10 protein-coding genes are annotated in these 11938 nt (G+C 59.0%); 3 read left to right on the forward strand and 7 right to left on the reverse strand.

Translation table 11 applies throughout. The features are described 5' to 3' along the window. Positions 1-53: 53 nt before the first annotated feature. The 3 genes from FYJ40_RS07550 to FYJ40_RS07560 all read left to right on the forward strand — a co-directional run bounded on the left by FYJ40_RS07550 (position 54) and on the right by FYJ40_RS07560 (position 3080). Positions 54-1418, forward strand: coding sequence for a PFL family protein (locus tag FYJ40_RS07550; protein WP_154517970.1), 1365 nt, complete (start codon positions 54-56; stop codon positions 1416-1418). Positions 1419-1897: 479 nt separating this feature from the next. Next, positions 1898-2623: a methyltransferase domain-containing protein gene (locus FYJ40_RS07555; protein ID WP_154517973.1), complete on the forward strand. Its 726-nt coding sequence runs from the start codon at positions 1898-1900 to the stop codon at positions 2621-2623. Between the two features lie 157 nt (positions 2624-2780). Further along, the gene (locus FYJ40_RS07560; protein WP_117839974.1) at positions 2781-3080 is read left to right on the forward strand and encodes a YhbY family RNA-binding protein; all 300 of its coding nucleotides are present in this window, start codon (positions 2781-2783) and stop codon (positions 3078-3080) included. A 61-nt stretch (positions 3081-3141) separates the two neighbouring features. Here FYJ40_RS07560 and FYJ40_RS07565 read toward each other — a convergent pair whose 3' ends face one another. From FYJ40_RS07565 to FYJ40_RS07595, 7 genes are all read right to left on the reverse strand, one after another. Then, positions 3142-6138 (reverse strand): BTAD domain-containing putative transcriptional regulator, encoded by a 2997-nt coding sequence (locus FYJ40_RS07565; protein ID WP_195838613.1) that lies wholly within the window; start codon positions 6136-6138, stop codon positions 3142-3144. A 539-nt stretch (positions 6139-6677) separates the two neighbouring features. Then, entirely contained in the window at positions 6678-7406 is a 729-nt protein-coding gene (gene nagB, locus FYJ40_RS07570) for a glucosamine-6-phosphate deaminase (RefSeq protein ID WP_154517979.1), read from the reverse strand. 272 nt (positions 7407-7678) lie between these two features. Further along, entirely contained in the window at positions 7679-8146 is a 468-nt protein-coding gene (locus FYJ40_RS07575) for a PTS glucose transporter subunit IIA (protein ID WP_370450664.1), read from the reverse strand. Between the two features lie 100 nt (positions 8147-8246). Further along, positions 8247-9584, reverse strand: coding sequence for a phosphoglucosamine mutase (gene glmM, locus FYJ40_RS07580; RefSeq protein ID WP_154517985.1), 1338 nt, complete (start codon positions 9582-9584; stop codon positions 8247-8249). A 122-nt stretch (positions 9585-9706) separates the two neighbouring features. Then, on the reverse strand, positions 9707-10102 hold the full coding sequence (gene rpsI, locus FYJ40_RS07585) for a 30S ribosomal protein S9 (protein ID WP_022094634.1): 396 nt from the start codon (positions 10100-10102) through the stop codon (positions 9707-9709). Between the two features lie 2 nt (positions 10103-10104). Continuing rightward, complete coding sequence (gene rplM / locus FYJ40_RS07590; RefSeq protein ID WP_370450665.1) at positions 10105-10548, reverse strand: 50S ribosomal protein L13; 444 nt, start codon at positions 10546-10548, stop codon at positions 10105-10107. A 157-nt stretch (positions 10549-10705) separates the two neighbouring features. Further along, a complete protein-coding gene (locus FYJ40_RS07595; protein WP_154517988.1) occupies positions 10706-11584 on the reverse strand; it encodes a patatin family protein in 879 nt (292 codons plus the stop codon). Positions 11585-11938 lie beyond the last annotated feature (354 nt).

The following is an 11938-nucleotide window of genomic DNA, read 5'->3' on the forward strand; positions in this document are numbered from 1 at the left end:
GGCACGTTAGAATAGACAAGACTATGCTCATTTTGGCAGATAGGAGTGCAAGGATGGCGATCACGCCCGCAGAAATCGCGGAAACCCGCGGCATGGTTGAGGAGCAGAACCTCGACATCAGGACCATCACCATGGGTGTTTCGCTCATGGGTTGCGGCGACGAGAACCTCGACCGCATGTGCACGAAGATCTACGACCACGTGACGCACACGGCTGAGCATCTGGTCGAGACCGCCGAGAACCTCGAGCGCGAGTACGGTATCCCCATTGTCAACAAGCGCGTTTCCGTCACCCCGGTGGCGCAGATCGCCGCATGCTGCAAGGATGAGGACCTCACCCCCATCGCGCATGCCCTCGACCGCGCGGCCGAGACGCTCGGCATCGATTATCTGGGCGGCTTCTCCGCACTCGTCCAGAAGGGCATCGGCGACGCCGACCGCCGCGTCATCCAGTCCATCCCCCAGGCGCTCGCTACCACCAGCCGCGTCTGCTCCAGCGTCAACGTCGCCAGCCTGCGCGCCGGCATCAACATGGACGCCGTGCTCATGGCGGCTCAGACCATCATCGATGCCGCCAAGCTTACGGCAGATGAGGATTCCGTCGGTGCTTCCAAGTTTGTCTGCTTTGCCAACATGGTCGAGGACTCCCCGTTTATGGCGGGCGCCGTTCACGGCGGTGGCGAGGCCGACGCCGTCATCAACGTAGGCGTCTCGGGCCCCGGCGTTATGGCCGCAGCCCTGGAGAAGCTGCCCGATTCCGCATCGATGATGGAAGTCGCCGAAAAGATTAAGCAGACCGCCTTTAAGATCACCCGTGCCGGCGAGCTCATGAGCCGCGAGGCCGCCCGTCGCCTAGGTGTCGAGAAGGGCATTGTCGACCTGTCGCTGGCGCCTACGCCTGCCGTCGGCGACTCCGTCGCGCGCATCCTCGAGATCATCGGCGTGGGCACCTGCGGTGGCCCCGGCACGACCTGCGCGCTCGCCATGCTCAACGATGCCGTCAAGAAAGGCGGCGTCATGGCCAGCTCCAGCGTGGGCGGCCTCTCGGGCGCCTTTATCCCCGTGTCCGAGGACGCCGGCATGATCGCCGCCGTCGAGGCCGGCGCGCTTTCACTCGAGAAGCTCGAGGCCATGACCTGCGTGTGCTCCGTTGGCCTGGACATGATCGCCATTCCCGGCGACACCTCGGTCGAGACTATCGCCGGCATTATCGCCGACGAGATGGCCATCGGTGTCATCAACAATAAGACCACGGCCGTGCGCGTGATCCCCGCCATCGGCAAGGGCGTGGGCGACTGCGTTGAGTATGGCGGTCTGTTTGGCCGTGCGCCCATCATGCCGGTGAACCCCAACGCCGGCACCGTGCTTGCCCACCGCGGTGGACGCTTCCCGGCGCCGCTGAACTCGCTCAAGAACTAGCTGAGGGGGACTGGCGAGGAGCCCCGGGGGAGGGCAAATATATAAGGTCGCCTGCTCGGACAGTCCTGACTCGCACGGAGAGCACATTAAGTGCTCTCCGGCTCGTGCGGAACTCGCGATCGACCTTATATATTTGCCCTCACCGGGGCTCCCGCACAACGGGATCTCGGTTGGGTTCTATCCCGGTTGCAGTTGCTTCGCTCCTGCACTACGTGGTCGATACTGCGGTTTGGCGTTGGATCGGTTCTTTCTGATATATGCTGGTTGCGGCTCTTCTTTTGGGAGGGGCCGCTTTTTTGTTGTAAGGGGGATGGCCCGTGGTTGATGGGGATGTTCGTTCTGAGCTGCTTTCTGCGGATTGGAATGAGGAATGGATGCGCTTGCAGGCTGGTCGGCATCGGGCTGATGATTCTTTTGAATGGGATAAGCGGGCTCGGCATTTTCGGCCGCTTGAGACTGCTCCATATGCCCGGGACTTTATGAAGCTGTTGGCGTTAAAGCCTGGTGAATCCGTGCTCGATATGGGGTGTGGGGCTGGGTCGATTGCTATTCCGCTTGCTCAGGCTGGACATCCCGTGATTGCCGCTGATTTTTCCCCTGCTATGTTGGGCACGCTTGATGCCGGCATTGAGTACTATGGGCTCGAGGATCGCATTACACCGCTTGAGCTTGCTTGGGATGATGACTGGGATTTGGTCGGTCCGGTCGCGAAAGCGGTAGATGTTGCCTTTGCGAGTCGCTCGGTTACTACGAACGACCTAAAAGGCGCGCTTGCCAAGCTCGACCGTACGGCTCGGCGGCGTTGTGCTGTCACGATGGTCGCCAACTCCAGCCCGCGCTATGACCTGCACGTGATGAATGCCATCGGCGCCTCGGTTACCCGCAGCAATGGTTTTGTGTACGCCTTTAACATCCTTATTCAGATGGGTGCACTACCGCAGGTCACGTATTTTGAATCGCCCCGTCGTGACACCTTCGATAGCCTCGAGGCCGGCGTGGCGGACCTCTCCCGTATGCTCGAGCATGGCAACGAGGATAAGATCGATCGTCTGCGCGACTATATCGCCCAACATATGATCGAGAACCCCCATGCCGGCGAGCCGGGATCCAAGGGCGTGCCGCAGGGACGTTACATGCTCGACCACATCCGCAAGGTCCGATGGGCGTTTATCGCCTGGGAGCCGGTCTCTGCGCCCCGACCGTAGCCCATCTAAAGCATGCATCGTCTACCCGCCCGGCATCCGCATTCTTTGCGAACTGGCAAACGCGCTCCACACCGCGCCGTTCCTGCGCTATCGTGGGACAGCTCACGTAGATTAAGGCCCCATCGCGGGGCGCCCCATACATAGAAAGCGAGATCCCATGGCACTGACAGGAGCCCAGGTCAAGCAGCTTCGCAGCATGGCCCATCACCTCAACCCCGCCATCATCATCGGTAAGTCCGATGTCAACGAAGGTACCGTCGAGCAGACGGTCGCCTACCTGGAGAAGCACGAGCTCGTTAAATGCTCCGTGTTGGACGGCTCCAGCCTTTCTGCCCGCGAGGCCGCCGAGGAACTCGCCGAGCGCTGCCACGCCGACGTCGTTCAGGTTATCGGCCGCAAGTTCTCGCTGTATCGAGAGTCCTCGCGCAAGGATATCGAGAAGATCAAGCTTGTCTAAGGGCCGATCGGTTCACACAGAGCAAGCCTGCGGGCGTCCGAATGATGCGGGCGCCCGTTTTTTATCGCTCAATGAACGGTCGGTTGACCCTGCTTTCGACCAGACGCTCGTAGAGACGCTTGGTCTCGGGCTCGGGAACGCCTGCGACCTGTTCCTTAAGATGATGGATATGCCCGCTATAGAGCTCGACGATATCGCGGCGTCTCCCCGCCGCTCCGTACACGCGCATGGCGCATCGCACCATGTCCTCGCGTGCGGTCTCCTGACGTAGCCCCGCTTCTGCCAGCCAGATTGCCGACTGCAGGTCGTTTTCTTCCAAGGCAGCGCTTGCTCCCACAATCATGCAGTCGATAAACTTCGACTGCATGATGCGGCGCATGCGCAAAAAGTACGTCGGATTGCAACCGTTGGGGATATACAGCGGTCCGGTATAGAGCTGTTCGATCTTAAGACACAGCTCGACCAGGTGAGGCCCACGCACTCTTGTGCGATTACCCAAAATCTCGCGGCTTATCTGCTCAAATAGCTTCACATCGGTCTTAACGTAATCCCTGTTGAGGCCAAGGCAGTCGTTTTGAATCAGGACGCACGACTTGCCATCTGGCGTGGGTCCCAAAGCGGATCGTAAGCGTGACACAGTCGAATACAAGTTGTTACGGGCGCTACTGTACTCGGCATGTGGCCACAGTTCCATAGCCAAGGTCTCGCGATCGACAAACGAATCGATACCCAACGCAAGCCGCTCGGCAAGCGTTGCCGCTTTCTTACGACGCCACATCTTGTCTGTGATGGGAAATCCGTCGCGCTCGGCACGAAACGCGCCAAACATGCGAATCTCGATATGATCGATAGCGTCGACGGGTTCGACCTCGCCGACCTGGAACAGCCGCTCGCTCTCTCCCTCCAAATCGTCGCGCAGCGAATATCGCGATAGCTCACGCACCGGGAGCTTCTTTCGAATCTTGGCAGCAGGCTCGCCCAAGCAATGCATCGCAAGGCGTGCAAACAGCCGATACGCTGGCTCCAGAATCCCAGAACGATTCATAGACATCCAGGCGGCAAGATCGCTGTCACGGCCCGCAGACGCCAAATGCAGCGCTACGACCCAAGCCTCCGCGCCGCCGACTTGTGTCCGACTTAGGTCGAGCAGCTCTGCCTCCTCTCGTACCGACACCATCGACGTATTGCGAAGGCTTGATGCACGCTCCAACAGCAACGCGTTGTCGCGCATGTATGCGATCGACTCGTCAGCAAGCTTGAGTACCTGGACCGCGCGGAACTTCGCGTTGACCGGGCGCCCCTCGGCGAGCGCCTGCCAGCCTTCGAGTAGCAGGCCAAACAGCTGGATTTGATTGTCACGCACGCGCACGGCAAAGCGATCGAGCTCATTAAACGCCGTATCGTCAGTCATTGGCAGGCCTGCAAGCAGACGCCGTGCCGCCAGCACCATACGCACCCAGACAGCCGGTGCCTTAAGCCCACGAGCATCGAGTGCCTCCCGTGTTCGAGACATCTCGTCGTCACGCTCATCGATTCCCATAAAGGACCCATCGAAGAGCTCCGCCAACATCCGATCTGCCCGTATGAGAATCTCTGCAATATCGAGTTCGCAATCATATACCTTGTTCGCCTTGAGTCCCGAAAGCGCTGCGCCGTCTTTCGCCTGTTCGGTCAGCCGGCTCTTAACCTCGATATGCGCCGACAGCATATCGAGCGCAGCACAAGATGCCTCATTTTTTGGAAGCGCAGGATTGGCTGGAAGCCCAAGCTCGCAATCTCCATAACAGACGACCGTAAGCACCTGAGCGACTTTCCAAGAAACCAAATCAATCTCGCGGACCGACTGTGCGCTCGCATGTTCGACAATCGAGGCCATATACCGGGCCAGTTTAGTATTCGAAACGCTTACCGCCGCCAAATAGACACCAAGTGCCTCGGTGGGCGTCGGCTCCAACGCGGGCTTATCGGCATCCGTCGTCCTCAGTACCGCGCGGCAGACATCCCCTCCATGCCCAGTCAGAGCCAAATCGACACCATACTGTCCAGCAAGCTCAAGGACGGCGTCGCGATCCAAAAAGGCATCTGCCAAATCCATCGCAGCATCGCATCGGCCCGCCTTGAGCAGAATGCGTGCCGCGCGCATAACGAGCTCTGGACGAATTTCCGCAACCATTTTTCGTAATCTCAGGCGCGCGTTATCCTCGGTGCCCATACACGTAAAGCTTCGGTCGACCGGATCGACACCAAAAATCGGATAATCACGAACAAGATAGGACTGATTGATCATGGAGAGCCTGACACCGCATGCCTCAAGTTCCGCAATCTTGCCCTCGCCCATGAGCGCCATCACGCACGCCACGTTAAATAGGGCGCCGTTATCGATTGATGCCATATCGGCAAGTGCCGCACCGTATACGTTGACAATCTCGTTTTCGAGCAAGCTGGCAACGTCGCCCTCTCCGTACAGCCCCGTCTGCATAGCCGAAACCAACTCGGGAACACCCTGTGTGAGCTGGTAAAAATCGAGCGACGTGCTAATCGAGAACGCCGATGCCCAAGCCGAATACTCATAGGCATGCACCTTGAGCATCTGCGCATTGATCTTGACCGAGTCACCCAGCCCGCGAATCAACTGGCGATTTGAGGGGCGGCAGGTGACAAAGACCCCGATCCCCATAGTGCGCAGGCCTCGAATTCGATCGATAAGCTCCTCGGTATCTTGCTGATCGAGGTTGGGGACGTTATCAATCGCAATCAACGATCGCGGTTTGTCCTCAAGTTCATCTGTGACCACTTCGAGCTGCATAAACACCTCGCGGGCAATCGCGCGGTCAGCCTCGATGATTCGTACCAGACCGCGCGTCGGGTCGCTTTTGACTTCCTGAGCGTACTGAAGCAATATCGATGTTTTCCCAAACCCATCTGGTGCATAGAGCAACACAATGCCCGCCTTGCGGCCCTTGACAATCAACTCGCTCATCAGGCGATCACGTCGGACCATATAACCTGTGCCCAACGGCGCCAATTCGAGATCGTCCGTATCGTTCAGCCCGTTCATCATGCTCGCTCCTTACCTCGGCCACATGGACACCGTAATCGCAAGACAGCCCAAGCCATCCCGTAAATCGAACGACGCAGAGTTTTAGGTTGTCTTTCGGTTCGCATTTGGCAAGTTTTTGTTCAGCGAGCGCCGATTGAAACTTTTCCCCCAACCAACCGGTCTTTGCGCAGGTCAATGCGCTTGCCAGCATGTCCCACTCATTTGGCAGTGTAACGCAATGGGGCTTGTAATATTTTGTTGCGCAACTCGCCTACGCGCTGCTACCGTTTGCGACTCATTAGTAGCATTTTTGAATAGAATATGCTAGAGAATGCATCACGCTATACGAGGCGCCACCGTCAAGCTTTTGGCAAGCTAATGTTATGCACACCATAAAGTCCGCGCTCATTCTGGTTCCGCTGGCAGATATTGCGGACGGACGCAGTATAAGGGCCCATGAGTCTATAAGCTAGCCGCCATTCCGCATATGCATAATAAAAAAGGCCCCCGCAGAACGGGAGCCTGTAACAAAGTAATAACAAATCGCTCGGATTGTACTACTCGCAGAGCGAAAGGGCAGCCTCGTCGGCAACGACGACGCAGTTGGTGTGCAGCTGCAGGATCGAAGCCGGGCACTCGGGCGTAACCGGGCCATAGCACATATCGTGCACAGCCTGAGCCTTGGCCTCGCCGTTGGCGACGACCAGGATCATGCGGGCATACATGATGGTCTGGGTACCCATGGTGTAAGCCTGGCGGGGAACGTCGTCGATGCTATCGAACAGGCGGCTGTTGGCCTGAATGGTGCTCTCGGTGAGGTCGACGCAGTGCGTACCCTTGGAGAAGTGGTCATCGGGCTCGTTGAAGCCAATATGACCGTTATTACCAATGCCGAGCAGCTGCAGATCCGGGTAACCGGCGGCAGCGACGATTCTGTCGTACTCGGAGCAGGCAGCGGCGGCATCGGGGTTGGAGCCATCGGGCACGTGCGTGTTATTCAGATCGACGTTGATGTGATCGAAGAAGTTCTCGCGCATGAAGTAGTGATAGCTCTGGGGATCATCGTGCGAAAGGCCGCGATACTCGTCCAGGTTATAGGTGCTGACCTCGGAGAAGTCAATATCGCCCTTCTTGTACCAATCGGCGAGCTGCTTGTAGGCGCCAATCGGAGTGGAGCCGGTGGCAAGACCGAGCACGCAATCGGGCTTAAGGATAACCTGCGCCGAGATGATATTGGCGGCCTTGCGGCTCATATCCTCGTAGTCTTTAGCTTTAATGATCTTCATTACGCATCCTTTCTCGTAGAAGAGAGGCAAGGCTCCCCTTACAAGCACTTGCCCGCGGCCTGCGTCGGCCGCAACCAACGTGTGCGGCCACCAGGGCGAGGTCGCGTAATGTATGTATCTCGTGTCTAGCCGCGTCGAGGCCCCTGCCCGTCCACGGTGACCCGAAGCCTTTTAGCCTCGGACATTTTTCATCTTGCCACGAAGGGCGCCCTCTTTCAAGGGCGCCCTCCGTAAACGTGTTTGAATTGTAGGCCAAAGGGCAAGCGAACGAGTTAGCGCTCGCGAGCGACGATGAGCTGATCCATCTCCTCGACATGCTCGCCGACGGAGCCCTTGATGCTCGAGAACTCAACAGAGTTGCACACCAAAATGGGAACCGTCACATCGTAGCCCTCGGCCTCGATTGCCTCGCGTTCAAACTCGATAAGCACATCGCCCTTATGGACGATATCGCCCACCTGTGCATGAACGGTAAAGTGTTTGCCCTCGAGCTGAACGGTATCGAGTCCAACGTGGATTAAAACATCCAAGCCATCGACCGTGTTGAGCGCAACGGCGTGTCCCGTTGGAAAAATCGCCTCGATCTTGGCATCCGCAGGTGCAATCACGCGCGTGCCCGTAGGCCGAATGGCAACGCCTTGGCCCAAAAGGCCAGTGGCAAACGTCTGGTCTTTAACCTCGGAAAGCGGAATGACATCGCCCGAGATGGGAGCATCCAGCGTAAGGACCCGACCACGCATACCAAAAGACCTTAGGACTTTAGTGAACATGCTCCCCCTTGGACATACCAATAATCAAAACCAGCTTCCTAGTTTACCACTTGGCATTGGTTTTTGACCATTAGGGAAGTTCGCGCTTGACAACCTCGACGATGTCGTCAACGACGCGCTGAGTCAGCTCGTGCGTCTCGGCCTCGGCCATCACGCGAACCAGCGGCTCGGTACCGCTCGGGCGCACCAGAATGCGGCCGCGACCGTTAAGCTCCTTCTCGGCGGCAGCGACAGCATCCCAAATGGGCTGGCAATCGTCCAGACCGGCCTTGTTGTCGGAATGCACGTTGACGAGCACCTGCGGGTACTTCTTCATGATGCCGGCAAGGTCGGTGAGGGTGCGGCCAGTGCGCTTGAGCACGGCCAGCAGCTGCAGCGCCGTCACCAGGCCATCGCCGGTGGTGTTGTGCTCCAGGAAGATGATGTGGCCGGACTGCTCTCCGCCGATAACGGCGCCGTCCGCGAGCATGCGCTCCAGCACGTAGCGGTCGCCCACGGCGGTCTGCACCATCTCAAAGCCCTGTTCCTTCATAGCGATGGAAAAGCCCAAGTTGCACATAACGGTCGAGACGATCTCGGAGTTGGCGAGCTTGCCGCGAGCGGCGAGGTCAGAGCCGCAGATGGCCAGGATGTAATCACCATCGATCTCGTTGCCCTCGCTGTCCACGAACAGCACGCGATCGGCGTCACCGTCGTGGGCCAGGCCGATGTCGGCGTGGGTGCGCAGCACGAGCTCGCGCAGGGGCTCAAGATGAGTGGAGCCGCACTCGACATTGATGTCGGTGCCACAGTAGTCGGTATTGATGGCGTGGACCGTGGCGCCCAGACGCTGAAGCGCGGCAGGCGTGGTCTGGCAGGAAGCACCGTGACCGCAGTCAACGGCAACGACCAGGCCGTCGAGCCTAAGGCCGTCGAGGGTGCTGATAGCGTGGTCGACGTATGCCTTGCGAGCGTCCTTCATCTTGATGATGTGGCCCACACCGGCGCCGGTCGGCAGCGTGTCGGCAGCCATGGCCTCCTCGGACATGACCCAGGCGCTGATCTCTTCTTCAACGGCATCGGGAAGCTTCATGCCCTTGCGGCTAAAGAACTTGATGCCGTTAAACTCCGGCGGATTGTGTGAAGCGGAGATGACGATGCCGCCGTCGAGGTCGTTTTGGACGGTGAGCAGCGCCACGGCCGGCGTAGGGATAACGCCGCAGCAGTGCGGGCGACCGCCCTCGGCCATAATGCCAGCGGTCAGAGCGCTCTCGAGCATGGTGCCCGAAAGACGCGTGTCGCGGCCAACGCAAATGTCCGGACCAAGGAACTTGGTCGCCGCACGGCCAAGGCGAAACGCGAGGTCGCACGAGAGGTCGGCGTTGGCGACGCCACGGACGCCGTCGGTGCCAAAGATGTTCTGGGGCATAGGATCGCTCCTTCCCAAGTGGGCAAAACGCACTCGCCCACCCTAGTCGAAAAAGAAAAGCGGGACCCGCCGAGCAATCGGCAGGCCCCGCTTGTACATTGTATCTCGTAAGGAGAAAAACCTTAACGCTTGGAGAACTGGGGAGCGCGGCGGGCCTTCTTGAGGCCGTACTTCTTGCGCTCGACCACGCGAGCATCGCGCGTAAGGAAACCGGCCTTCTTGAGGTCAGCACGGTAGTCGCCAGCGTTCAGAAGAGCGCGAGCGATGCCCAGGCGCAGAGCGCCGGACTGACCGGAGATGCCGCCGCCATCGCACAGAGCGATAACGTCGAACTGACCGGCGGTATCGGTCACCTTGAAGGGAGCAAGGGCGTTCTCAACGAGCTGATGACGGCCGAAATACTGCTCGGCGTCACGCTTGTTGATAGTCACCTTGCCGGTGCCGGGGACGAGACGGACGCGGGCGACGGCGTTCTTACGACGGCCGGTACCCTGGTAGACAACGGTGTTCTCAGCCATCTTTAAGCCTCCAGCTCAATCTTCGTGGGGTTCTGGGCAGCATGCGGATGCTCGGCACCAGCGTAGACCTTAAGCTTGGTCATCTGGGCACGGCCGAGGGTGGTCTTGGGCAGCATGCCGCGAACGGCGCGCTCGATGACCTTCTCCGGGTGCTTCTCCATAGCCTGGTGGAAGCTCTCAGCCTTGAGGCCGCCGTTGTAGCCGCTGTGGCGATAATAGGTCTTCGTGTCGGCCTTGTTACCGGTAAGCTGGACCTTATCGGCGTTGATGACGACAACGAAGTCGCCGCAGTCGCTGTTGGGCGTGAACTGGGGCTTGTTCTTACCGCGCAGGATCATTGCGATCTGGGTGGCAAGACGGCCCAGGACAGCACCATCGGCGTCGACGAGAACCCAGTTGCGCTGGACCTCGCCCTGCTTGGCGTAGTGAGTCGATTTCGAAATCACTTAGACTCCTCCATGTACAGTACGTGTTGTTACAGAGATTCACGGGGCTCTGCAAGTAACCCGTCCATATTACCCCGCCCGTCGCCCGAGTCAACAGGTATTTTGGCTCTGACCAGACTTTCTGCACATGTCGTCCATCGGTAATGATGTCGCGACGCTAGCGCTCGACAAATGCCTCGATATCACTCAGCAGACGCTTTGCCTCCTGACGACCCTGAATATACAGGTCGAGAAGCTTTGCCGGATCGTGCTCGACGTGACCGACCTCGACAGGCTTTTGCGGGGCAACGACCAGCGCGCGGCCCTCGCGCTCATACTTCCACAGATGCATGCGCTGGATGTTATAGCGGTCGTGGCGCGTCTCAATAGCCTCGAGCAGATAGGGGTAGTCGGCATAGCGGGCGCGTGCGGCAGGCATAAACTCGTAGGGCTTTTTCTCGTACGAGCGGTCCTGCGTGACAATGACAACCGCGCGATCGAAGCCGGCCTCCTCCAGCACGTGCTCGATGGGGACCGAATCGGCTACGCCGCCGTCGACGTATTTGTGCCCGTCGATCTCGACCGGCGGCGTCACCAGCGGCAGCGACGTCGAGGCGCGCACGGCATCGAGGTCGAGCACGGCGCTTTTGACCGGCAGGTATGCAGCGGTTCCAAAGAGCATGTCCGTCGCGACGGCGTACATCTCGATGGGGCTCGCGTCGAATGCCTCGTTATCAAAGGGATCCAAGCGGTCCTGGACATCGTTGAAGATGAAGTCGTAACCCACGATGGAGCCCGTGGACGCAAACGATGCGGCACCCATGAAGCGGTTGTCGTTGCAGAAAGTCAGGTTGATGCGGTTGGCACGGCCGATCTGGTGCGACTTGTAGTTCACGCCGTTGAGGGCGCCGGCCGATACGCCATATACTGCCGGAATCTCGACGCCGGCTTCCATGAGGACGTCGAGCACACCCGCGGTAAACTGCCCGCGAAAACTGCCGCCCTCCAAGACGAGCGCGACCTTGCCGGCGTTCTTTGCCTTATCTTCTGCCGTCATGTTGACCTCCTACTGTTTCGTTTTGGCCTTCTTCTACCCAGTTTTGAGATGGCGAGCGCATGGGTTTTGGAGTTGAGTAGGACGGGGCGACTGGCGGAAAGCACGTCCCGTTCTGGGGGGCGATTCCGGGATGGACTTTCCGCCAACAACCCATCCGGAAAATGCATCCCATTCTGAGCGTAGATTCTGGGATGCAACTTCCGCTTGAGGCGTCAACGTGAGCAGTCAATTTGGGACGTGTCTCTATAGTTTTGTCAACCGCGTGCTTCGCGCCATTTCGGCATGACGCATCCGGGCGCCTGGCGCCCCCGCTCGGTTTCCTCTTCGGTTGATCCCGCCGCCCGCTAGGCCGCG

The sequence above is a fragment of the Collinsella sp. WCA1-178-WT-3 (M1) genome (genome assembly GCF_009696325.1).
GTDB lineage: Bacteria > Actinomycetota > Coriobacteriia > Coriobacteriales > Coriobacteriaceae > Collinsella.

Excerpts from the sequence above, each read along its gene's own strand:
- FYJ40_RS07550 (WP_154517970.1), top strand. The coding sequence starts at position 54 with ATGGCGATCACGCCCGCAGAAATCGCGGAAACCCGCGGCATGGTTGAG.
- FYJ40_RS07555 (WP_154517973.1), top strand. The coding sequence starts at position 1,898 with ATGAAGCTGTTGGCGTTAAAGCCTGGTGAATCCGTGCTCGATATGGGG.
- FYJ40_RS07560 (WP_117839974.1), top strand. The coding sequence starts at position 2,781 with ATGGCACTGACAGGAGCCCAGGTCAAGCAGCTTCGCAGCATGGCCCAT.
- FYJ40_RS07565 (WP_195838613.1), bottom strand. The coding sequence starts at position 6,138 with ATGAACGGGCTGAACGATACGGACGATCTCGAATTGGCGCCGTTGGGC.
- nagB (WP_154517979.1), bottom strand. The coding sequence starts at position 7,406 with ATGAAGATCATTAAAGCTAAAGACTACGAGGATATGAGCCGCAAGGCC.
- FYJ40_RS07575 (WP_370450664.1), bottom strand. The coding sequence starts at position 8,146 with ATGCGTGGTCGGGTCCTTACGCTGGATGCTCCCATCTCGGGCGATGTC.
- glmM (WP_154517985.1), bottom strand. The coding sequence starts at position 9,584 with ATGCCCCAGAACATCTTTGGCACCGACGGCGTCCGTGGCGTCGCCAAC.
- rpsI (WP_022094634.1), bottom strand. The coding sequence starts at position 10,102 with ATGGCTGAGAACACCGTTGTCTACCAGGGTACCGGCCGTCGTAAGAAC.
- FYJ40_RS07595 (WP_154517988.1), bottom strand. The coding sequence starts at position 11,584 with ATGACGGCAGAAGATAAGGCAAAGAACGCCGGCAAGGTCGCGCTCGTC.